Raw genomic sequence first — 20,261 nt, 5'->3', positions numbered from 1 at the left:
CCGGTCTACTTCAGACCGCTGTCGATGGCGCTCACGAGCTCGCCGTTCGAGGTGTCTCCGCTGAACTCCCAGAAGAAGGCACCGCCGAGACCCTGCTGGTTGGCCCAGCCCATCTTGGACTTGATGGTCGCCGGGGTGTCGTAGGACCACCAGTTGGTGCCGCAGTGGGCGTACGCGGTGCCGGCGATGGTGCCGGTGGCCGGGCAGCTGGCCTTGAGGACCTTGTAGTCCTCGATGCCCGCCTCGTACGTGCCCTGCGCCGGGCCGGTCGCGGTGCCGCCCGGGGCGGCCTGCGTGACGCCGGTCCAGCCGCGGCCGTAGAAGCCGATGCCGAGCAGCAGCTTGCCGGCCGGGACACCCGCCGCCTTGAACTTGGCGATCGCGTCGGCGGAGTTGAAGCCCTGCTGCGGAATGCCGGAGTACGAGGTCAGCGGCGAGTGGGGAGCGGTCGGACCGTTCTTCTCCCAGGCGCCGAAGAAGTCGTACGTCATCACGTTGTACCAGTCGATGTACTGCGCGGCCGGGCCGTAGTCGGCGGCCTCGATCTTGCCGCCGGCCGAGGCGTCGGCGGTGGTGGCCGCGGTGACCAGGTCCTTGCCGAACTCGGCGCGCATGGCCTTCATCATGGAGCTGAAGGCGTTCTTGGTGCTGGTCGTGTCACAGCTCAGACCACAGGCGTTCGGGTACTCCCAGTCCAGGTCGATGCCGTCGAAGACGTCGGCCCAGCGCGGGTCCTCGACCAGGTCGTGGCAGGACTTGGCGAAGGCGGCCGGGTTCTTCACGGCGTCGGGGAAGCCGCCGGACCAGGTCCAGCCGCCGAAGGACCAGATGACCTTGATGTGCGGGTACTTGGCCTTCAGCTTGCGCAGCTGGTTGAAGTTGCCGCGCAGCGGCTGGTCCCAGGTGTCGGCGACGCCGTCGACGGACTGGTCGGCGGTGTACGCCTTGTCGTAGTCGGCGTAGGCGTCACCGATGGTGCACTTGCCGCCCTGGACGTTGCCGAACGCGTAGTTGATGTGCGTGATCTTCTCGGCGGTGCCGGAGGTGACCAGGTTCTTCACGTGGTAGTTGCGCCCGTAGACGCCCCAGTTGGTGAAGTAGCCGAGCTTGACCTTGTCGCCGCCGCCCGGGTTGCCGCCGTCGCCGCCGCCGGTGGTGCGGATCTTGACGGAGCCGCTGACCGGACCGGTCTGGTCGGCGGTGTCGCGGGCCTGGACGGTGTACGAGTAGTCGGTGCCCTTGGTGAGGCCGGTGTCCGTGTACGTGGTGCCGGTCACGGTGGCGACCTTGGCGCCGTCGCGCAGGACGTCGTAGTTCTTGACGCCCTTGTCGTCGGTCGCGGCCGACCAGGACAGCTTCACCGAGGTGTCGGTGATGTTCGAGGCGGTCGGGGTGCCGGGGGCGGAGGGGGCCGCGTCGCCGGGGACCTCCGGGCCGCCGTCGCAGCTGCCGCCGTTGAGCTTGCAGTTGGACGGGGAGCCGGGACCGCTGCCGTTGAAGCCGAAGGAGACCGAGGCGCCGGGGGCGAGCGTCCCGTTCCAGCCGACGTTCTTGGCGGTCCAGTGGTCGGCGGAGTTGGTGACCGTGGCGTCCCAGGCCGAGGTGACCTTGGTGCCCGAGGGGAAGTCCCACTCGACGGTCCAGGAGTTGATGGTCGTCGTGCCCGTGTTCTTCACGGTCCAGCTGCCGCCGAAGCCCGTGCCCCAGTCCGACGTCTTGGTGAAGGTGGCGGTGGCACTCGTGGCCGCCTGGGCCGGACTGGCGAGACCGACCAGTCCGGCGAGGGGGAGAGCCAGGGTCGCGGCCAGGGCCGCGGCTCGGTGTCTGAAGCGCATGCTGCGCCTCCTTATGTGGGGAAGATGTTGTGAGCATGACTGAGCCTCACGCTCGCAGTGCCGCGAGAATAGGAAGGTCTGGACCAGAGGTCAATAGGTCTGGACCATTGCTCGCGAGAGCGGTCAGAGACCCAACTCCTGGGCGAGGACCGCCGCCTGCACCCGGCTGCGCAGCTCCAGCTTCCCCAGCAGGCGGCTGACGTGCGTCTTCACCGTGGCCTCGGCCATGTCCAGGCGCGTGGCGATCGCGGCGTTGGACAGTCCCTCGCCGAGACAGGACAGGACCTCGCGTTCCCGTCGGGTCAGACTCCCGAGGACGGCCGGGTCGGCGGTGGTCCCCCGGGCCGGCCGCGCCGCGAACTCGGCGAGCAGGCGCCGGGTGACGGCCGGGGCGACGATCCCCTCGCCGCCCGCCACCGTGCGCACGGCGTCGATCAGGTCCTTCGCCTCCGTGTTCTTCAGCAGGAACCCGGCGGCGCCCGCCCTGAGCGCCCCGAAGACGTACTCGTCGAGGTCGAAGGTGGTCAGCACGAGCACGTCGGCCAGCCCTTCGCCGACCACCTGCCGGGTCGCCGACACCCCGTCCAGACGCGGCATCTGCACGTCCATCAGGACCAGGTCGGGGCGCAGCTCGCGGGCCAGCGCCACCGCCCGCTCGCCGTCCCCGGCCTCGCCGACCACCTCGATGTCCGGGGCGCTGCCCAGGATGAGCACCAGTCCCGCGCGGACGGCGGACTGGTCCTCGGCGACGAGGACGCGGATCATGCGGGACCTCCTTCGGTCAGGGGCAGGGTGGTGTGGACGGTCCAGACCTTCGCGCCGGCCGCCGGTCCGGGTCCGGGCCCGGCCTCGAACGTGCCGTGCAGCAGCGCGGCCCGCTCCCGCATGCCGACCAGACCGGCGCCCGAGCCGGGGGCGCGCGGCGCGTCCCGGTCACCGTACGGGCTGGTGACGCGGACGCGCAGCAGGCCCCCGTCGCGGGTGACGGACACCCCGACCGGCCCCGGCGACGCGTGCTTCAGCGCGTTGGTCAGCGACTCCTGCACGATGCGGTACGCGGCCAGCTCGACCGGCGCGGGAACGCCCTCGCCGGGCGCCGCCTCCAGGGTGACGTCGAGGCCGTTGGCGCGGGCGCCGTCGACCAGGGCGGCGAGGCCGTCGAGGGTGGGCGCGGCGGCCGGCGCGGTGTCGCCGCCGGTGTCCCGCAGGATGCCGATCAGCCGCCGCATCTCGGCCAGCCCCTCGACGCTGTTCTCCCGGATCACGCCCAGGGCCTGCCGGGTGGTCGCCGGATCGTCCAGGGACAGGGCGGCCGTGGAGTGGATGGCGATCGCGGAGAGGTGGTTGGCGACCATGTCGTGCAACTCGCGGGCCATCCGCGACCGTTCCGCGTTCACCGCCTGCACGCGGTCCCTCTCGGCCAGCAGCGCGGTCTGCTCGGCGCGCAGCCGGGCCGCGTCGGCGGCCTCGCGGTGGCTGCGCACGATCAGGCCGGTGGACGCGGGCGCGAACGACACGATCCCGACGGCGACACCGATCAGCAGTGCCTCGGGCACCCGCCACAGCGCGAACGGCACGATCGTGCCGGCCACCGTGAGCAGCCCGGTGATCCACGGGATGCGGCGGGCCGAGGCGGGCGGACCGTAGAGCACGGCGGCGTACATCAGGTCCGTGTACATGATCACCGTGACCAAGCTGCCCTGCGTGAGGGTGTCCCCGGCCAGCGCGGCCGTGCCGATCAGCAGGCCGGTGCGCGGCGCGGCCCGGCGCAGCAGCTCGCAGCCCGCCGTGACGGCGAGCGGGACCAGCAGCGGCCAGCGGCCGTCGAACAGCACGATCGGCTCGTCGGCCGGCCGCACGCCCAGGCCGATGCCCCACAGCAGCAGTCCGCCGAGCAGGCCGGCCGACGCGGCGTACACGTCGAAGCGGCGCGGGCGGGGCAGTCGCGGGGCCATGCCACCATCCAACACGGCCCGCGCCCGGCCCGCCTGGTCCCCGGGAACGGTCCGGTACTGCATCTTTCGATGTACCGCGGATTCGTCACCGGCGACGACGAGCCCGGCGGATTCCCACGGGAGCCTGGAAGGGCGAACGAAGGGAGTGCGTCGTGGTCGTCGCGTTGATCATCGCCTGCGAGGTCGGCTTCTGGGTGCTGCTGGCGCTCGGGCTGGCCGCCCGCTACCTGCTGAGGTGGCGCCGCACCAGTGTGGTCCTGCTGCTGTGCGAGCCGCTCCTGGAACTGGTGCTGTTCGCCGTGACGGCGGTCGACCTGAAGAACGGCGCCGAGCCGGGCTGGGAGCACGGCCTGGCCGCGCTGTACATCGGTTACACCGTCGCGTACGGCCACTACACGATCCGCTGGCTCGACGGCCACGCCGCCCACCGCCTGGGCGGCGGCCCGCCACCGGTCAAGCCCCCGCGCCACGGCAGGGCCCGGGCCGCCCACGAGGGCCGGCTGTGGCTGCGCACCCTGCTGGGCGCGGCCGTGGCGTGCGCGCTCCTGCAGGGCGCGGTCTGGTACGTCGGCGACGAGGGCGACGTCTCGTCCCTGCACGCCTTCCAGTGGGCGGCGGTCAGGGCGGCCGGCATCCACGGCCTGGTGGCGCTCGGCTATCTGGTCCGGCCGAAGAAGGCCCCGGCCGGGACGCCGGAGGCCACGGCCGGACGGCAGAAGCAGGAGGCGCACCGGTGAACCGGGCGTCGAGGCATCTGCTGGAGGGTGTCGTCACCCTGCTCGCCGGACTGGCCCTGTGGCTGTTCACCGGTGACGTGGAGGTCCCCGTCGTCACCCCGGCCAAGGTCGGGATCGTGCTGATGTGCGTCGGCGGCGCGCAGACCGCACGGGGCGTGTACGGGTCCGCGCGCCGGTCGTCCTAGCGTTCCCCGCCCGGCACCCACAGCACGTCGCCGACCTCCTTGTTGGCGACGCGCGCCAGGATGAAGAGCAGGTCGGAGAGGCGGTTGAGGTAGGTCGCGGTGAGCGGGTTCATCGTCTCGCCGTGGACCTCCAGCGCCGCCCACGTCGAGCGCTCGGCCCGCCGGACCACCGTGCACGCCTGGTGCAGCAGGGCCGCGCCGGGGGTGCCGCCGGGCAGGATGAAGGAGCGCAGCTTCTCCACCTCGGCCAGGAAGCGGTCGCAGTCCGCCTCCAGCTTGTCGACGTAGAACTGCTCGACCCGCAGCGGCGGGTACTCCGGGTCCTCCACCACCGGCGTCGACAGGTCCGCGCCCACGTCGAACAGGTCGTTCTGGACGCGGACGAGGACCTTCACGACCTCCTCGTGCAGGCCGCCGAGGGCGATCGCCGTGCCGATCACCGCGTTGGCCTCGTTGGCGTCGGCGTAGGCGGAGATCCTGAGGTCGGTCTTGGGGACCCGGCTCATGTCGCCGAGGGCGGTGGTGCCCTGGTCTCCGGTCCGGGTGTAGATGCGCGTCAGGTTGACCATGGGGTCAGCGTAGTTACGCCCCGGCGGTCCGGAAGACGCGTGTGCCCACCGTCACGGCCATCGCGGTGAGGGCCACGGCGACGAGGGAGCCGTACAGCACGTGCGCCGTCGCGTAGTGGCCGACGTAGGCGTCCCGCACCGCGTCGACCAGATAGCGGAACGGCATCAGGTGCGACAGCACGTCCAGCCACACCGGCCCCAGCGTCATCGGGAGCATCAGGCCGGACAGCAGCATCGAGGGCATCGTCAGCGCGTTGACCGTGGGCCCGAACTCCTGGGGCGTACGGACCTTCATCGCGAGCGCGTACGACAGCGACGCCAGCGAGACCGTGAGCAGCGTGACGAACGCGAAGCCGATCAGCACGCCGGGCAGCGGCGCGCGCAGGCCCATGACCACGGCCGCCAGCACCAGCAGCACCGCCTGGAAGGCGAAGACGGTGGCGTCCCGCAGGACCCGCCCCAGGAGCAGCGCGAGCCGGCTGACGGGCGTGACGCGCATGCGTTCGACCACCCCCTGGCCGTTCTCGATGATGAGCGAGAACCCGGCGAAGGAGGCCCCGAACAGGCCGAGTTGCAGCAGCAGGCCGGGGACCAGCACCTGCCAGGAGCTGCCCTGCCCGCCGAGCGGCAGGCCGGTCAGCAGCGGGCCGAAGAAGAGCAGGTACAACAGCGGCATCAGGACGCCGAAGAGCAGCGCGAAGCGGGAGCGCAGGGACTGGCGCAGATAGCGGCCGTAGACGAGGCCGGTGTCGTGGAGCAGCATCGGGGGTCCTCGGTTCCTCGGGGGCTATACGGCTACGGGCGCGGAGTCCGCGGGTGCGGCGCCGCGGCCGGTGATGGCGAGGAAGGTGTCCTGGAGCGAGGCGTCGAGCGAGCCGCCGTGCTCCAGCTTCAGGGCGCCGGGGGTGCCCTCGGCGGCCACCACGCCCCGGTCGACGACGACCAGGCGGTCGGAGAGCGCGTCGGCCTCGTCGAGGTAGTGGGTGGTCAGGAAGACGGTGGTGCCGTGCTCGTCGCGCAGCCGGCGCACCAGGTCCCACAGGCCGGCCCGGCTGCCCGGGTCCAGGCCGGTCGTCGGCTCGTCCAGGAAGAGCACCACGGGGCGGTGGGTGAGCGCCATCGCGATGTCCAGCCGCCGTCGCTGGCCCCCGGAGAGCGCACCGCACTTGCGGTCGAGCAGCCCGTCCAGGTCCAGGTCCCGGGCCAGTTCCTCGGCGCGCCCGGCCGCCCGCGCCCTCGGCAGGCGGTACAGGCGGCCCTGGGTGACCAGCTCCTCCCGCACGGTGACCTGCGGATCCACGCCGCCCGACTGGGCCACGTACCCGCAGGCCCGGCGCACTCCGGCGGGGTCGGTCGCCAGGTCGTGGCCCGCGACGGTGGCGGCGCCGCCGGTGGGGGCGAGCAGCGTCGTGAGCATCCGGAGGGTCGTGGTCTTGCCGGCGCCGTTGGGGCCCAGGAAACCGAGGATCTCGCCCTCGCGGACGGTCAGGTCGATGCCGCGCACGGCCTCGACCGGGCCCTGTCTCGTCGTGAAGGTACGGGCCAGACCGGCCGCACTGATGACTGCCATGCGCCCAGAAAAACAGAGTCACTGAATTTTTGCAATGACACCAAGTTTTGGGCGGCTCCAGCGAAGCTAGGATGCGGACATGGCCGAGGGACTCAGGGAGCGGAAGAAGCGGCAGACCCGGCAGTACATCTCGGATGTCGCCACGGGCCTGTTCCTGGAACGCGGCTTCGAGGCCGTGACGGTGGCGGAGGTCGCGGACGCCGCGAACGTCTCCGTCAACACCGTCTACAACTACTTCCCGGCCAAGGAGGACCTCTTCCTCGACCGCTCCAAGGGGGTGGTCGACCGGCTCTCCCGCTGGGTGCGCGGGCGGCGCGACGGGGAGTCGGCGGCACGGGCCGTGCTGCGGGAACTGCGCGAGGAGGTCGAGTCGGTCTCGCCCCGGATCGGCCTCATGGACGGATACGCGCGCTTCATGGGGGTCGTCCACTCCTCGCCCGCGCTGCGTTCCCGGCTCTGGGCGATCGCCCAGGAGGTGCAGGACGACCTCGAGCGCACCCTGCGCGAGGAGACCGGCACCCCGGACGACGACCCCGTCCCCTCACTGATGGCCGGACAGATCGGCTGGCTGCACGGCACCGTGATGACGGCCATCGGCCGCCGCATGACGGCCGGCGGGAGACCCACCGAGGTGTCCCGCGACATCCTCGTGCTGCTCGACGAGATGGAGGAGCTGTTGAGCGACAGGGTGCTCAACTACGCCGTCCGGGGCGCGGACTGACACCCGGACGGCACACCCCGGTGTGACGTCCGTCATTTGAGACGTGACGCGCGTTACTAACCGGTCACACAGCGGCTCCCGCCCGATAATCTCCGGCCGAGAGGACACAAACGGCCTGTATCAGGGGAGTCGCACAGTGGCACGGAAGCTCGCCGTCATCGGAGCGGGACTCATGGGGTCCGGCATCGCCCAGGTCTCCGCGCAGGCGGGCTGGGACGTCGTCCTGCGCGACGTGACCGACGAGGCGCTCCGACGGGGGACCGACGGCATCAAGGCCTCGTACGACAAGTTCGTCGCCAAGGGCAAGCTGGCCGCGGCCGACGCCGAGGCCGCCCTCGCCCGCATCACCGCGACCACCGACCTCGACGCCGCCGCCGACGCGGACGTCGTCGTCGAGGCCGTCTTCGAGAAGCTGGAGGTCAAGCACGAGATCTTCCGCGCCCTCGACAAGCTGGTGAAGGACGGGGCGATCCTCGCGTCCAACACCTCCGCCATCCCGATCACCAAGATCGCGGCCGTGACGGAACGCCCCGAGCGGGTCGTCGGCACGCACTTCTTCTCGCCGGTCCCCATGATGCAGCTGTGCGAGCTGGTGCGCGGCTACAAGACCAGCGACGAAACGCTCGCCACCGCTCGTGAGTTCGCCGAGTCCACCGGCAAGACGTGCATCGTCGTCAACCGCGACGTCGCCGGCTTCGTGACGACCCGTCTCATCTCCGCCCTCGTCGTCGAGGCCGCGAAGCTGTACGAGTCGGGCGTCGCCACCGCCGAGGACATCGACCTCGCCTGCAAGCTGGGCTTCGGCCACGCCATGGGGCCGCTGGCCACCGCCGACCTGACGGGCGTCGACATCCTGCTGCACGCCACGAGCAACATCTACACCGAGTCCCAGGACGAGAAGTTCGCCCCGCCGGAGCTGATGCGCCGGATGGTGGACGCCGGTGACATCGGGCGCAAGAGCGGGCAGGGCTTCTACAAGCACTGAGTCCGCACCGAGTCCGCCCCCGGCCCGGGGAACATCACACGCCGGGGTGAATTCGGTATCGGTTCGCTCACGGACGGCAACCTCCGACCGTTTCGGCCGGTCAGAGGTTGCACGACCTGATATCGCCGAGAGACCACCTCGCGGGACGGGAGACCACCCGTGGGACACATCGCCGAGCACGAGACGCACGCCGGGGAGCGCATATGCACATCAGGGGCGACCACGTCGAGCTGGTCGTCGGGGGCCGCCTCGACGTCCGCAGCGCGGCGGACGCCCGTACGGTCCTGCACTCGGCCGTCGACGACGGAGTCGGCGACCTGGTCCTGGACCTGTCCGAGCTGGACTCCTGGGACGCCACCGGACTCGGGGTGATCATGGGGGCCCACCGGCGGGCCGGCCGCTGCGGCCGGCGCCTGGTGCTGCGCGGCGTACCGCCGCAGATGCAGCGCCTGCTGGTGGCCACCCGGCTGCACAGGATCCTGGCCATCGAGGGCGGCATCGGCGTGGAGACCCTGCCCAGGGTGTGACGCCCCGGCCGCGGAACGCTCCGCCGCGAGGATCCGGGCCCCGTCCGGCAAAACGCCCGACGCACGCAATCCTCATGAGACCGTGACCTCTCGGACGGGTCGGCACCCCGGACTGTCGGAGATACTGAGTGAAGGTTTAGGGTCTGGCTGCCCGCCGCATCGCAACCCACTGGCGGGCCCGGACCAGAAGCGACAGCGCGGTGTGCGGCAAGGCCGGGAGGGGCGGTCCCGACCGGGGACCCGGCACACGACGCTTTTGGGGGGCTTGGACCTATGGACCCGAACAACCGGGGACCCGAGGAGCACGGCCACGACGGCAGCACGCCGCGCCCGCGCCCGTCCAGGGATCCCCTCACACCCGACTTCGGACAGCACGCGCCCGCGCTCGCCCGCACCGTGCAGCTCGTCTCCGGCGACCTCCTGCTCACCGTCAACCCCGTCGACGGCAGCGAGATCGAGGTCTGCCCGCCCGCCGAGCGCCCCGCCCGTCCGGAGAAGCTCACCGCGGCCGAACGCGCCGAGCTGGACCGCGCCGCCCGGCCGCCCGCCCCGCCGGGACCGACGCGGCCCGCACTCGGGCTGCTGGCCCGCCAGGACGAACGCGAACGCCTGGCCCGGCTGCTCGCCCGCGGCCGTTCGGTGCGCCTGACCGGCCCCGCCGGCTCCGGCCGGACCAGCCTCCTCGACGTCGTCGCCGAGGACTGCGCCGGCCTCGCGCCCGACGGCGTCGTCCGCCTCAGCGGCTTCCGCCGCACGGCCGACGACCTGCTGTACGACCTCTTCCACGCCGTGTACCGCGCCCCCCTGCACCGGCCGGAACGGGAGGAACTGCTCGACCTCGTCCGCGAGGTCGGCGCGGTCGTCGTGCTGGACGACGCGGAGTTCGGCGGCGCCGCCCTCGACGAGCTGCTCGACGCCACCCCCGAGTGCGCCTTCCTCGTCGCCGCGACGCCGGACGTGCCCGCCCCCTCGGCCGGCTCCGCCGTCGAGGAGGTCTTCCTCACCGGCCTGGACCGCTCGGACGGCGTGGAGCTGCTGGAGCGCGCCGCCCGACGGCCCCTCACCGACGAGGAGGGCAACTGGGCCGGCGATCTGTGGTTCGAGTCCGAGGGCCTGCCCCTGCGGTTCGTGCAGGCCGGTGCGCTGCTGCGCCGGCGCGACCGGCTGCGGGCCGGCGCCGGCGCCGTCGACGAGTTCGGCGTCCTCGCCGACGCCCGCCCGGCCGACGACACGCCCTACGACGCCGCCGAGGGCGACGAGGTCCCCCTGCCGTCCGTCGGCGAGGCCGCCGCGCCCGCGCCGCTGCTCGCCTCCCGGCTGAGCGCCTCGGCCCGCGCCACCCTGGAGTTCGCCGTCGCCCTCGGCGGCGAGGTGCCGCACCAGGCGCACCTGCCCGCGCTGGTCGGCGACACCCACGCGGACGCCGCCCTCGGCGAGCTGGCCGACTGCGGACTGGTCTCGCCGGTCGGCTCCCGCTACCGGCTCGCCGCCGGGGTGCTCGCCCAGCTGGAGAGCGCCGGGTACGCCGAGGACGCGCGGGAGAAGGCGTCGGCCACCGCCCGGCACTACGCCTGGTGGGCCGGGCATCCCTCGGTCACCCCCGAGCGCGTGTGCGCCGAGGCCGACGCCGTACTGGCCGCCCTCGCCGCGCTGGCCCCGGCGACGGCCCCGTCCGGGGACGACGAGGAGAGCCCCGCCGTCCAGCTGGCCCGCACCGCGGCCCCCGCGTTCGCCGCCGGGCTGCACTGGAGCGCCTGGGAACGGGCGCTGCGCTCCGGCGCCGAGGCCTCCCGGCTCGCCGGTGACGTCGCCGAACAGGCCTACTTCCACCACGAGCTCGGCGTCCTCGCGCTGTGCGAGGGGCAGCTCGACCGGGCCCGCGCCGAGCTGGAGGCGTCCATCGGGCTGCGCGGCGCGCTCTCCGACAAGCGCGGCGCCGTCTCGGGCCGCCGTGCCCTCGCCCTGGTGGCGGACCGCTCCGGGGACGTCCCCGGCCCGGCTGGTGCCGTGGTCACCGCTCCCGGGGCCGTCGGCGCCGGACCCGGCGCCGCCTTCGGCCCGACCGCGGCCGAGGAGGTGCCCGACGCCCGGCACGAGGAGTCGGCGTCGCCGCCGGCCGGTGTGCCCGCGCCCTTCCCGCCGCTCCAGCCGTCCCCGCAGTCCCCGACGCTCGTCGTCCGCCGGGACCCGTCCCCGGGGCCCTCCCGCAGGACCGCGGGCGGCATCAAGGGCCTCGCGCGGCGCAATCTGGTGGCCGCCGGCGCGGGCGCGCTGCTCGTCGCCGTGCTCGGCACGGTGGTGACGCTGGGCGCCACCTCCGAGAACGACGCGGGCACGCCCTCCGAACAGGTCGGCGTCAACCCGTCCGCCAGCCAGGGCGTCGACGACGGAAGCCTGGGCGCCGACCGGCCGGAGGACGACGACAACGACTCCGCGGACACCGGTGAGGCGACCGCCCGGCCGACCGACCCCGGCCCGGACGGCACCCTCGGCACCTCCGACGACCCGACGCCCACCGAGTCGGGCCGGCCGTCGGGCAGCCCCAGCGGCAGCGACGGGTCCGGCCGCCCCAGCGGCACCGACGACCCGAGCGGCCCGGGCGACCCGGACGGACCGGGCGAACCGACGAAGACGCAGCCGCCGACGTCGTCCGGGCCGCCCACGTCGTCCAGGCCGCCGGCCTCGTCCGAGCCGCCCACCGATCCGCCGTCCCAGACGCCCACGACCGACCCGCCCTCCGAGTCGCCGACGACGGCGCCGTCCTCGCCGTCGACCCCGGAGACCTCCAACAGCGCGACCGGCCCCGGCACCACCCCGACCACCGCGAGCGCTCCGGTCAGCGGCCCCGCCACCGCGACGCGGAGCAGCACCGCGACCGGCGGCACGGGGACCGCTGCGGCGACCGGGCAGATCGTCTGAGGCGGCGCGACGCGCGAGGGGCCGGGTCCGCGTCACGGACCCGGCCCCTCGCGCACGCGGGCTTCACGCCCGCACCGTTCAGAACAGCCGGAGCTTGTCGTCCTCGATGCCGCGCAGGGCGTCGTAGTCCAAGACCGTGCAGCCGATGCCGCGGTCGGTGGCGAGGACGCGCGCCTGGGGCTTGATCTCCTGGGCCGCGAAGACGCCGCGGACCGGGGCGAGGTGGGGATCGCGGTTCAGCAGCTCCAGATAGCGGGTGAGCTGCTCCACGCCGTCGATCTCGCCCCGCCGCTTGATCTCGACGGCGACGGTCCTCCCGTCGGCGTCCCGGCACAGGATGTCGACCGGCCCGATGGCCGTCGGGTACTCGCGGCGGATCAGGGTGTAGCCCTCGCCGAGGGTCTCGATGCGGTCGGCGAGCAGCTCCTGGAGGTGCGCTTCCACACCGTCCTTGATCAGTCCGGGGTCCACGCCCAGCTCGTGCGAGGAGTCGTGGAGGATCTCCTCCATCGTGATGATGAGCTTCTCGCCCGCCTTGTTGACGACGGTCCACACACCCGCATCGTCACCGGAGCCCTCCTTGAGGGTGCACGGAGGCGACATCCAGTTCAGGGGCTTGTAGGCCCGGTCGTCGGCATGGATCGAGACGCTGCCGTCCGCCTTGACCAGAATCAGCCGCGGGGCCGAGGGGAGGTGGGCGGTGAGCCGTCCGGCGTAGTCGACGGAGCAGCGGGCAATGACGAGACGCATGGTCGGCAACGCTACTCGACGCGCCCCTCCCGACGCGATTCGCCTCCGCTCCCGGCGCCCGGCGGAACGCCCCGCTTCTCCCAATGGTCCCGTGTTGCGCACTGGCCGATTGTGCACGTACCGGATGGTGCCCATCTGGGCATTCTCCTGGTGCGGCCCCGATCGGTTGCTTACGGTATTGAACGGGAGGTCGCGAGGCGTGTACGCAGCGTGTTCGACATCGCGCGCTCCCTTCACTGTCCGGCAACCCCTGCTGGTCGGGGGTGCGAGAGGAGTACCCATGTCGCTCGACGTCTCACCGGCCCTACTCGAAAAGGCCGAGCGAGGCGAGGTCGACGAAGCAGAATTCGTCGACTGCGTCCGGACCTCCCTGCCCTACGCGTGGGAGATGATCAGCTCCCTGGTGGCACAGCTGAAGGTCGACGGCGGAGCCTTCGCCGACAACCAGACGCCCCCGCCGGACGAGCAGGCACGTGGTCAGCTGCTGCGTGCGCTCGCGAGTGACGCCATACGCGGTGCACTGCAGCGGCACTTCGGGGTGCGGCTGGCCTTCCAGAACTGCCACCGGGTGGCGGTGTTCCCGTTGGACTCCTCCGTCGACGAGACGCTGGCCCGTTTCACCTCGGTGCGCAGCCAAGTGCTGAACCAGTCGCCCGAGTTCCGCGACTGCTGACGCGACGGTCGTCCGCTTGCCGCTCCGTACGCGGGAGGTGCAGTTCGTACCGGAGCGGCAGGCTTCCCGCCCGGCCCTTCGCGGGCGCCGGGCGTCCGCCCCCCGGGACCGCTCAGCGGAGCCGGGGGAGCACCTCGGTCCCGAGGCGCCGCACGTTCTCCTCGGTCGCCGCGAGGTCGCCGGAGCCCTCGACGAGCAGCGCGAAGCGGGAGATGCCGGTCCGCTCGCTGGTCGCCGCGAGCCGGTCCGCGCACAGCCGGGGCGTGCCCACCGGGTGCAGTCCGCAGAGCAGCTCGGTGTACGCCAGCGGGTCGCGCATCTGCCGGGCGCGGCCGTCCACCGTGACATGGGCGCCCAGCCCCTGCCGCAGCCAGCCCGGCATCGCCTTGAGCAGCGTCTCCGCCGCGTCGGCGTGCCGGTCCGCGATCTGGCAGACGCCGGCCGAGACATGGGCCGCGCCGCGGACCTCCGCGTCCGGACGCCCGGCGGCGCGGGCGTGCCGCCGCCACTGGGCGACCATCTCCGCCTTCTCCTCGTCCCCGACGTGCATCCCGAGCAGCATCGGCAGTCCCCGCTCGGCCGCCGTGCGCACGCTCGCCGGGGAGGTGCAGGCCACCACGACCTCCGGTCCCGGGACCTCCGACAGGGCCTCCGAGGGGCGCGGGACGACGGGCACCTCGCGAAACCGGAAGCGGTCCCCCGAGGCGGCGACGGACGGTTCGCGCAGCCAGCGCACCAGCAGGTCGAGTGACTCCGGGAACCCCCTCTCGTACGCCTCCAGGCCCGCGCCGAACACCTCCAGGTCGACCCACGGGCCGCCGCGGCCCACACCCAGCGAGAACCGGCCGCCGCTCGTGACGTGCAACAGCGCCGCCTGCTCGCCGAGCGCCACCGGATGGACGGTGGGCAGCACGCTGACCGCCGTGCCGACCCGGATGCGGCGGGTGCGGCCCAGCAGCAGCGCGGCCAGGGTCACGGCCGACGGACACGTGCCGTACGGCACGAAGTGGTGCTCGGCCAGCCAGACCGTGTCGAGTCCCGACTCCTCGGCGACCTCGGCCGAGCGGACCGCGCGGTGCAGCGCCTCTCCCTGGCCCTGGCCCGGGAACTGGGCGCCCAGCACGAAACTTCCAACGCGCATTGCTCTTCCTGCTTCCTCGGCTCCGACGCGGAGCTCCCCCACAGGGCATAACCACCCGACACGTGCCGAGGACACGGTCGGGCGAGGGGATTTGCGGATTGTCTGCGGAATCCGCCGTCGAGGGAGGTCCGAGGGCGCTTCGCCCGTGCCGCGTAGGCTGGACGTGGTCCGTACCCCCTGTATAGCTCCGTGAGGTGTCCTGTGTCCCCGCGTCGCAACCGCCCCAAGGGAGCCGGCATGTCCGGCCGGAGCGCCGAGGACGACGGCCCGGGCCGCTACGGCGGCTGGCAGTCGTCGGAGAGCTGGCGGGGCGAGGACTGGAGCGTACGGCACGTGGCCGGCGCGAGCGCGCAGGGCAAGTCCTACCGCTGCCCGGGCTGCGACCAGCTGATCCCGGACGGCGTCCCGCACGTGGTGGCCTGGCCGGCGCACGCGGGCGTCGACGACCGCCGGCACTGGCACAAGTCCTGCTGGAACGCGAAGGACCGCCGCACCACGAAGGTGCAGCGGTCCCGCAACGCGCCGAGGTTCTGAGCGCCGGTCAGACGTCCCGCTTCCGCAGCAGGGCGGAGGCGGCAGCGAACACGACGGCCGTCACACCGAGCATGATCCACAGCGGGTCCCAGCCGGACGGGCCGGACTCCGTGAGCGAGTTGGTGTAGAAGACGCTCATCTGGTTCGGGATCGAGTACTCGAACAGCGCGTCGCGCACGTCCTCCAGGGACTGCGAGAACATGAACAGGGCGATCACCAGCGGCGCCAGCACGGCCCCGATCATGATGGTGATCGCGCCCGCCGAGTGCCGGATGACGGAGCCGACGGCGAGCGAGAGCAGTCCCAGCAGCGCGATGTAGAGCGAGACGCCCACGGTGCCCTTCAGCCACTCCTCGCCGGTGGGCGACACCGCACCGTGGTCCTCCAGCAGGGCCACGTGCAGCAGGGCGACGAGCGTCGTGGACACCAGCGTCACCACGAACGCGACCAGGAAGAAGACGATCGCCTTCGCGGCGAGCACCCGGCCGCGGCTGGGGCAGGCGGTCATCGTCGTGCGGATCATGCCGGTGCCGTACTCCGAGGCCGTGGTCAGCACGCCGAGCGTGATGACGCACATGCTGCCGAGCAGCAGGCCGAAGAAACCGAGGCTGAGCGCGTTCTCGCCGGACGCGTCCGTGGCGGAGTTCGCCACCACCACACCGGTCAGCAGGCCGATGCCGAGGACCAGCAGGACGAACACGCCCAGCGTCCACATCGTCGAGCGCACCGACCTGATCTTGGTCCACTCGGAGGCCAGCGCGTGCCCGAGGTGCGTGCGCACCACCGGGATCGGCGAGGTGTAGGCGGGGTACGGCGAACCGGGCGCCGCCTGCCACTCGGGCGCGGTCTGCGGCATCGGGGGCTGGGGCGTGCTCATCGGGCGTCCTCGGACTCGGTCGGGTCGGTGACGGGCGCGGGGGCGGGGGCAGCGGCCGGGGGAGTGGCAGCGGCCGGGGGAGTGACGGGGGCCGGGGGAGTGGCGGGGGCCGACGGGGCCTGCGCGTAGGGGTTGTCCGACGGCGTGCCCGCCGGGGGCGCGCCGGGAGCGGCGGCCGGGGCGCCGTAGGGGCCCGCGGGGGCCTCGACCGGCGGGCCCTGCGGCGCGGGCCGGCCGCCCGGCCGGGGCGGCGGCGGGGCGTACCAGCCGGGCTGGCCCTGTCCGGGCACCGGCATCGGAGGCTGCGCGCCGGGCGGCAGCGGCTGCTGGAGCCCGGCCTTCTGGTCGGCGGTCGACCGGTAGTCGACGGCGCCCTGCGTCATCCGCATGTACGCCTCCTCCAGCGAGGCCTGGTGCGGCGACAGCTCCCACAGCCGTACGCCGGACTCGTGCGCGATGTCGCTGATCCGCGGCAGCGCCAGTCCGGTCACCCGCAGCGCCCCGTCCTGCTCGGGCAGCACGTGACCGCCCGCCTCGGTGAGCGCGGAGGTCAGCTTCTCGCGCAGCTGCGGTTCGGTGTCCGGCGTGCGCACCCGGGCGAAGTCGGCGGAGTTCGCCGAGATGAAGTCCTTGACGCTCATGTCGGCGAGGAGCTGGCCGCGCCCGATGACGATCAGGTGGTCGGCGGTCAGCGCCATCTCGCTCATCAGGTGCGAGGAGACGAAGACCGTGCGGCCCTCCGCCGCGAGCGCCTTCATCAGGTTGCGCACCCAGTGGATGCCCTCGGGGTCGAGGCCGTTGACCGGCTCGTCGAACAGCAGCACCTGGGGGTCGCCGAGCAGCGCGGCGGCGATGCCGAGCCGCTGGCCCATGCCGAGGGAGAAGCCCTTGGAGCGCCGCTTGGCCACGTCCTGCAGGCCGACCACGCCGAGCACCTCGTCCACGCGCCGGGCCGGGATGCCGGAGAGCTGGGCCAGGCTCAGCAGGTGGTTGCGGGCGGAGCGGCCGCCGTGCACGGCCTTGGCGTCGAGCAGGGCGCCGACCTGGCGGGGGGCGTTGGGGAGCCTGCGGTACGGGTGGCCGCCGATCGTCACGTGTCCCGCGGTCGGATTGTCCAGGCCGAGGATCATGCGCATCGTCGTCGACTTGCCGGAGCCGTTGGGGCCGAGGAAGCCGGTCACGGCGCCGGGCCGCACCCGGAAGGACAGGTTGTACACAGCGGTCTTGTCGCCGTAGCGCTTGGTCAGGCCGACTGCCTCGATCATGCTCCGCACCCATCGAAAGGTTCAGGACAGCGGGGCACACGCCCCCGTAAGGATTAGGAGGATATCGAGGCGCTGACGGTTCCCTTCAAGTCCGGGTAAAAAAACCGGCCGCCCCGGACGGCACCTCCTAGGCGTCCCGCCGCTTCAGCACGAGGTAGCCTCCGGCGAGCGCCGCCACCACCCACAGCACCATGATCCCCAGGCCGCCCCAGGGGCCGTACGGGGTGTCGTCGTCGATCGGCGGCACCACCTGCATGATCTTGCTGCCGGCCTGGTCGGGCAGGAACCGGCCCACCTTCTTGGTCGCGTCGACGTTGCCGAGGATGTTGGAGATCAGGAAGAAGAACGGCATCAGGATGCCGAGCGACAGCATCGGTGAGCGCAGCATCGCGGCGACGCCCATCGAGAACACCGCGATGAGGGTCATGTAGAGGCCGCCGCCGATGACCGCCCGCAGCACGCCCGGGTCGCCGATCGACGCCTTGAGGTCGCCGAGCATCGCCTGCCCGAGGAAGAAGGCGACGAAGCTGGTGACCATGGAGACGACCAGGGCGAGACCCGTGGCCACGGCTACCTTGCTGAACAGGAAGGTGCCGCGCTGCGGCACGGCCGCCAGCGAGGTGCGGATCATGCCGGAGCTGTACTCGTTCGCCACCACCAGCACCCCGAACACGATCATCGCCAGCTGACCGAGGCTCATCCCGGCGAAGCTGATGAAGGTCGGGTCGAAGGAGAGCCGGTCCCGCTCGCCCATGTCGCCGAACTCGTTCTTCGACAGGGCCGAGATCAGCATGCCGAGGGCGACGGTGACGACCACGGCCAGGGACAGCGTCCACACCGTGGACGCCACCGACCGGATCTTGGTCCACTCGGACCGGACGACCTGTGCCGTGGCCGTGCTCATCGCTGCCTCCCGTCGCTGCCCCACTGCTGTGCCCGCCGCCCGTCCTGCGGCACCCCCTGTCGCGGCGGCGCCGCCGACGGCTGCCCGTCGTGCGCGTGGTACTCCACCGACTCCGCCGTCAGCCGCATGAACGCCTCCTCCAGCGAGGCCCGTTGCGGGCTCAGCTCGTGCAGCACGATCCGGCTGCGCGCCGCCAGCTCGCCGATGGCCTCCGACTTGTCGCCGTCGACCTCCAGGACCTCGGCGCCGCTCTCGACGACCGTGATCCCGGCCTCGTGCAGCACGTCGAGCAGCCGCTCCCGCTGCGGGGTGCGGATCCGGACGTAACCGCGCGAGTTCTCCTCGATGAACTCGGCCATCGAGGTGTCCGCCAGCAGCCTGCCCTGGCCGATGACGACCAGGTGGTCGGCGGTCAGCGCCATCTCGCTCATCAGGTGGGAGGAGACGAAGACCGTACGGCCCTGGGCGGCCAGCGTCTTCATCAGACTGCGGATCCAGTGGATGCCCTCGGGGTCCAGGCCGTTGACCGGCTCGTCGAACATCAGGATCCGCGGGTCGCCGAGCAGCGCGGCGGCGATGCCGAGCCGCTGGCCCATGCCGAGGGAGAAACCCTTGGCCTTCTTCTTCGCGACCGCCGCCAGACCGACGGTGTCCAGCACCTCGTGCACCCGGCGGGCCGGGATCCCGTTGGCCTGCGCCAGGCACAGCAGGTGGTTGTAGGCACTGCGCCCGCCGTGCATCGCCTTGGCGTCCAGCAGGGCGCCGACGTACGTGAGCGGGTCCCTCAACTGGTCGTAGCGGCGCCCGTCGATCCGGACGTCTCCGGCGGTGGGCCGGTCCAGCCCCAGCACCATCCGCATGGTGGTCGACTTGCCCGCACCGTTCGGCCCGAGGAAACCGGTGATGACGCCGGGTCTGACGGTGAACGTGAGGTTCTCGACCGCCACTTTCTCGCCGTACCGCTTGGTCAGCCCCTCGAGCTCGATCATGCGGCCCACGCTAGAACGGGACGAAGCCCCCTGCCACCCCAGTGACAGAGGGCTTCGCCCGTGTTCTGCTCCTGTTCGGCCGGACCGCGTCCCGCCGTCAGCGGGACTGCTGGGCCGGCACCCCGCGGGAGACCGGCTCGTCCTCGGACGGCGTACCGGCGGCGGCCACCGCGGCGCCCGTCAGGGTCGCCAGCATCTCGCGCACGTTGGTCAGCTGCGCGTTGATGGAGTCGCGGCGGTTGGTCAGGGCGGCGAGCTCGCGCTCCGACTCGGAACGGATGCGGTCGGCCTTGGCGTTGGCGTCGGCCACGATGTCCTCGGCCTGGCGCTGCGCCGTCTCGACGGTCTGGCGGGCGCGGCGCTCGGCGTCCGTGCGCAGCTTCTCGGCCTCCAGGCGCAGCTGCTCCGCGCGGTGCTCGATCTCCGCGAGCCGCTTCTCGGCCTTGGCCTGACGGGAGGCCAGGTCGCGCTCGGACTGCTCCCGGCGCTTGGCCAGGTTCGTCTCGAAGTCGGCGGCGGCCTGGGCGGCCTTGGCGCGGGTCTCCTCGAAGAGCGCGTCCGCCTCCTCACGCTTGGACTGCGCGTCCTTCTGCGCCTCGGCCCGCAGCTGCGTCGCGTCGCCCTTGGCCTTCTCGACGATCCGGACGCCCTCGTCCTCGGCCTTGGCCTTGCGCTCCGCGGCGTACGACTCGGCGTCGTTGCGCACCTGCTGGGCTGCCGACTCGGCCAGCTCGCGGTGCTGCTCGGCGGCGCGCCGGGCCTCTTCCCGCAGGTCCTTCGCCTCCTCCTCGGCGAGGCGCAGGATCTTCTCGACCCGGGCACCGAGACCGGCGTACGACGGCTCGGCGTCGTTGACCTGGGCCTGGGCGTTCTGGGTCTCGAGGTGGAGCTCCTCGATGCGCTTTTCCAGAGCGGTGATGCGGGACAGGGCGCTGTCACGGTCGGAGACGAGCTTGGAGATGCGTTCGTCCACCTGAGCGCGGTCGTACCCACGCCGCACAAGCTCGAAGCCGTAGGGGGAAGTGTCGCTCATGGGGTTCCTGTCGAAAGAGACCGGGTGAGGTGATAGAGGGAATCCTAGGCGTCATTGCGGTGTGTCATCGAGCGGATGCGTGTTTGATCTGG

At 72.5% G+C, this 20,261-nt stretch carries 21 protein-coding genes; 8 read left to right on the top strand and 13 right to left on the bottom strand.

Translation table 11 applies throughout. The features are described 5' to 3' along the window. Positions 1 to 5: 5 nt before the first annotated feature. The 3 genes from ACZ4V6_RS12500 to ACZ4V6_RS12490 all read right to left on the bottom strand — a co-directional run bounded on the left by ACZ4V6_RS12500 (position 6) and on the right by ACZ4V6_RS12490 (position 3,790). A complete protein-coding gene (locus tag ACZ4V6_RS12500; protein ID WP_467825790.1) occupies positions 6 to 1,835 on the bottom strand; it encodes a glycosyl hydrolase family 18 protein in 1,830 nt (609 codons plus the stop codon). 123 nt (positions 1,836 to 1,958) lie between these two features. Beyond that, positions 1,959 to 2,600, bottom strand: coding sequence for a response regulator (locus tag ACZ4V6_RS12495; protein WP_467825787.1), 642 nt, complete (start codon positions 2,598 to 2,600; stop codon positions 1,959 to 1,961). Then, positions 2,597 to 3,790, bottom strand: coding sequence for a sensor histidine kinase (locus ACZ4V6_RS12490; protein WP_467825785.1), 1,194 nt, complete (start codon positions 3,788 to 3,790; stop codon positions 2,597 to 2,599). The genes ACZ4V6_RS12495 and ACZ4V6_RS12490 overlap by 4 nt, the downstream gene beginning before the upstream one ends. 152 nt (positions 3,791 to 3,942) lie before the next feature. On the opposite strand from ACZ4V6_RS12490, the gene ACZ4V6_RS12485 reads away from it, so the two are divergent. Then, the gene (locus tag ACZ4V6_RS12485) at positions 3,943 to 4,527 is read left to right on the top strand and encodes a hypothetical protein (RefSeq protein WP_467825783.1); all 585 of its coding nucleotides are present in this window, start codon (positions 3,943 to 3,945) and stop codon (positions 4,525 to 4,527) included. Then, entirely contained in the window at positions 4,524 to 4,712 is a 189-nt protein-coding gene (locus tag ACZ4V6_RS12480) for a DUF5708 family protein (RefSeq protein ID WP_467825782.1), read from the top strand. The genes ACZ4V6_RS12485 and ACZ4V6_RS12480 overlap by 4 nt, the downstream gene beginning before the upstream one ends. Here ACZ4V6_RS12480 and ACZ4V6_RS12475 read toward each other — a convergent pair. The 3 genes from ACZ4V6_RS12475 to ACZ4V6_RS12465 are packed head-to-tail and all read right to left on the bottom strand — an operon-like array spanning position 4,709 to position 6,851. Further along, positions 4,709 to 5,281, bottom strand: a complete 573-nt coding sequence (locus ACZ4V6_RS12475; RefSeq protein WP_467825779.1) for a cob(I)yrinic acid a,c-diamide adenosyltransferase — start codon at positions 5,279 to 5,281, stop codon at positions 4,709 to 4,711. The two genes, ACZ4V6_RS12480 and ACZ4V6_RS12475, sit on opposite strands and share 4 nt — an antisense overlap. A 13-nt stretch (positions 5,282 to 5,294) precedes the next feature. Then, positions 5,295 to 6,044, bottom strand: a complete 750-nt coding sequence (locus tag ACZ4V6_RS12470; protein WP_467825776.1) for an ABC transporter permease — start codon at positions 6,042 to 6,044, stop codon at positions 5,295 to 5,297. Between the two features lie 24 nt (positions 6,045 to 6,068). Further along, positions 6,069 to 6,851 carry an ATP-binding cassette domain-containing protein gene (locus ACZ4V6_RS12465; protein WP_467825773.1) on the bottom strand — a complete coding sequence of 261 codons (783 nt, stop codon included), beginning with the start codon at positions 6,849 to 6,851 and terminating at the stop codon, positions 6,069 to 6,071. Between the two features lie 79 nt (positions 6,852 to 6,930). Here ACZ4V6_RS12465 and ACZ4V6_RS12460 point away from each other — a divergent pair, with 79 nt between their 5' ends. From ACZ4V6_RS12460 to ACZ4V6_RS12445, 4 genes are all read left to right on the top strand, one after another. Next, positions 6,931 to 7,572 carry a TetR/AcrR family transcriptional regulator gene (locus ACZ4V6_RS12460; RefSeq protein WP_467825771.1) on the top strand — a complete coding sequence of 214 codons (642 nt, stop codon included), beginning with the start codon at positions 6,931 to 6,933 and terminating at the stop codon, positions 7,570 to 7,572. Positions 7,573 to 7,708: 136 nt separating this feature from the next. After that, complete coding sequence (locus tag ACZ4V6_RS12455) at positions 7,709 to 8,557, top strand: 3-hydroxyacyl-CoA dehydrogenase family protein (protein WP_467825769.1); 849 nt, start codon at positions 7,709 to 7,711, stop codon at positions 8,555 to 8,557. A gap of 203 nt (positions 8,558 to 8,760) precedes the next feature. Then, positions 8,761 to 9,084, top strand: a complete 324-nt coding sequence (locus tag ACZ4V6_RS12450; protein ID WP_003973611.1) for an STAS domain-containing protein — start codon at positions 8,761 to 8,763, stop codon at positions 9,082 to 9,084. 273 nt (positions 9,085 to 9,357) lie between these two features. Then, positions 9,358 to 12,003, top strand: coding sequence for an ATP-binding protein (locus tag ACZ4V6_RS12445; RefSeq protein WP_467825766.1), 2,646 nt, complete (start codon positions 9,358 to 9,360; stop codon positions 12,001 to 12,003). Between the two features lie 78 nt (positions 12,004 to 12,081). On the opposite strand, the gene nucS is transcribed toward ACZ4V6_RS12445, so the two are convergent. Continuing rightward, entirely contained in the window at positions 12,082 to 12,753 is a 672-nt protein-coding gene (gene nucS, locus ACZ4V6_RS12440) for an endonuclease NucS (protein WP_467825763.1), read from the bottom strand. Positions 12,754 to 13,033: 280 nt separating this feature from the next. Between nucS and ACZ4V6_RS12435 the strand changes: the two genes are divergently transcribed. Then, the gene (locus tag ACZ4V6_RS12435; RefSeq protein ID WP_077796651.1) at positions 13,034 to 13,426 is read left to right on the top strand and encodes an SCO5389 family protein; all 393 of its coding nucleotides are present in this window, start codon (positions 13,034 to 13,036) and stop codon (positions 13,424 to 13,426) included. A 112-nt stretch (positions 13,427 to 13,538) separates the two neighbouring features. On the opposite strand, the gene ACZ4V6_RS12430 is transcribed toward ACZ4V6_RS12435, so the two are convergent. Next, complete coding sequence (locus ACZ4V6_RS12430) at positions 13,539 to 14,567, bottom strand: LLM class flavin-dependent oxidoreductase (RefSeq protein WP_467825760.1); 1,029 nt, start codon at positions 14,565 to 14,567, stop codon at positions 13,539 to 13,541. Between the two features lie 201 nt (positions 14,568 to 14,768). On the opposite strand from ACZ4V6_RS12430, the gene ACZ4V6_RS12425 reads away from it, so the two are divergent. Beyond that, positions 14,769 to 15,101, top strand: coding sequence for an ATP/GTP-binding protein (locus tag ACZ4V6_RS12425; protein ID WP_467825758.1), 333 nt, complete (start codon positions 14,769 to 14,771; stop codon positions 15,099 to 15,101). Positions 15,102 to 15,108: 7 nt separating this feature from the next. On the opposite strand, the gene ACZ4V6_RS12420 is transcribed toward ACZ4V6_RS12425, so the two are convergent. From ACZ4V6_RS12420 to ACZ4V6_RS12400, 5 genes are all read right to left on the bottom strand, one after another. Then, positions 15,109 to 15,978, bottom strand: coding sequence for an ABC transporter permease (locus ACZ4V6_RS12420; RefSeq protein WP_467825755.1), 870 nt, complete (start codon positions 15,976 to 15,978; stop codon positions 15,109 to 15,111). Further along, positions 15,975 to 17,243 carry an ABC transporter ATP-binding protein gene (locus tag ACZ4V6_RS12415; RefSeq protein ID WP_467825753.1) on the bottom strand — a complete coding sequence of 423 codons (1,269 nt, stop codon included), beginning with the start codon at positions 17,241 to 17,243 and terminating at the stop codon, positions 15,975 to 15,977. The genes ACZ4V6_RS12420 and ACZ4V6_RS12415 overlap by 4 nt, the downstream gene beginning before the upstream one ends. A 127-nt stretch (positions 17,244 to 17,370) precedes the next feature. Beyond that, positions 17,371 to 18,147 carry an ABC transporter permease gene (locus ACZ4V6_RS12410; protein ID WP_467825750.1) on the bottom strand — a complete coding sequence of 259 codons (777 nt, stop codon included), beginning with the start codon at positions 18,145 to 18,147 and terminating at the stop codon, positions 17,371 to 17,373. Beyond that, positions 18,144 to 19,136, bottom strand: coding sequence for an ABC transporter ATP-binding protein (locus ACZ4V6_RS12405; protein ID WP_467825748.1), 993 nt, complete (start codon positions 19,134 to 19,136; stop codon positions 18,144 to 18,146). Before ACZ4V6_RS12405 ends, ACZ4V6_RS12410 begins: the two co-directional genes overlap by 4 nt. A gap of 97 nt (positions 19,137 to 19,233) precedes the next feature. After that, entirely contained in the window at positions 19,234 to 20,169 is a 936-nt protein-coding gene (locus tag ACZ4V6_RS12400) for a cellulose-binding protein (protein ID WP_467825745.1), read from the bottom strand. Positions 20,170 to 20,261: the final 92 nt, after the last annotated feature.

Source organism: Streptomyces sp. NPDC029152 (assembly GCF_055564355.1).
Note: the sequence above shows the minus strand (reverse complement) of the source record. Positions and strands in the feature narration are given on the sequence as shown.

What these genes read in the sequence shown, in the direction of transcription:
- ACZ4V6_RS12500 (WP_467825790.1), bottom strand. Translation starts at nt 1,835, where the DNA reads ATGCGCTTCAGACACCGAGCCGCGGCCCTGGCCGCGACCCTGGCTCTC.
- ACZ4V6_RS12495 (WP_467825787.1), bottom strand. Translation starts at nt 2,600, where the DNA reads ATGATCCGCGTCCTCGTCGCCGAGGACCAGTCCGCCGTCCGCGCGGGA.
- ACZ4V6_RS12490 (WP_467825785.1), bottom strand. Translation starts at nt 3,790, where the DNA reads ATGGCCCCGCGACTGCCCCGCCCGCGCCGCTTCGACGTGTACGCCGCG.
- ACZ4V6_RS12475 (WP_467825779.1), bottom strand. Translation starts at nt 5,281, where the DNA reads ATGGTCAACCTGACGCGCATCTACACCCGGACCGGAGACCAGGGCACC.
- ACZ4V6_RS12470 (WP_467825776.1), bottom strand. Translation starts at nt 6,044, where the DNA reads ATGCTGCTCCACGACACCGGCCTCGTCTACGGCCGCTATCTGCGCCAG.
- ACZ4V6_RS12465 (WP_467825773.1), bottom strand. Translation starts at nt 6,851, where the DNA reads ATGGCAGTCATCAGTGCGGCCGGTCTGGCCCGTACCTTCACGACGAGA.
- ACZ4V6_RS12460 (WP_467825771.1), top strand. Translation starts at nt 6,931, where the DNA reads ATGGCCGAGGGACTCAGGGAGCGGAAGAAGCGGCAGACCCGGCAGTAC.
- ACZ4V6_RS12450 (WP_003973611.1), top strand. Translation starts at nt 8,761, where the DNA reads ATGCACATCAGGGGCGACCACGTCGAGCTGGTCGTCGGGGGCCGCCTC.
- ACZ4V6_RS12445 (WP_467825766.1), top strand. Translation starts at nt 9,358, where the DNA reads ATGGACCCGAACAACCGGGGACCCGAGGAGCACGGCCACGACGGCAGC.
- nucS (WP_467825763.1), bottom strand. Translation starts at nt 12,753, where the DNA reads ATGCGTCTCGTCATTGCCCGCTGCTCCGTCGACTACGCCGGACGGCTC.
- ACZ4V6_RS12435 (WP_077796651.1), top strand. Translation starts at nt 13,034, where the DNA reads ATGTCGCTCGACGTCTCACCGGCCCTACTCGAAAAGGCCGAGCGAGGC.
- ACZ4V6_RS12430 (WP_467825760.1), bottom strand. Translation starts at nt 14,567, where the DNA reads ATGCGCGTTGGAAGTTTCGTGCTGGGCGCCCAGTTCCCGGGCCAGGGC.
- ACZ4V6_RS12420 (WP_467825755.1), bottom strand. Translation starts at nt 15,978, where the DNA reads ATGAGCACGCCCCAGCCCCCGATGCCGCAGACCGCGCCCGAGTGGCAG.
- ACZ4V6_RS12415 (WP_467825753.1), bottom strand. Translation starts at nt 17,243, where the DNA reads ATGATCGAGGCAGTCGGCCTGACCAAGCGCTACGGCGACAAGACCGCT.
- ACZ4V6_RS12410 (WP_467825750.1), bottom strand. Translation starts at nt 18,147, where the DNA reads ATGAGCACGGCCACGGCACAGGTCGTCCGGTCCGAGTGGACCAAGATC.
- ACZ4V6_RS12405 (WP_467825748.1), bottom strand. Translation starts at nt 19,136, where the DNA reads ATGATCGAGCTCGAGGGGCTGACCAAGCGGTACGGCGAGAAAGTGGCG.
- ACZ4V6_RS12400 (WP_467825745.1), bottom strand. Translation starts at nt 20,169, where the DNA reads ATGAGCGACACTTCCCCCTACGGCTTCGAGCTTGTGCGGCGTGGGTAC.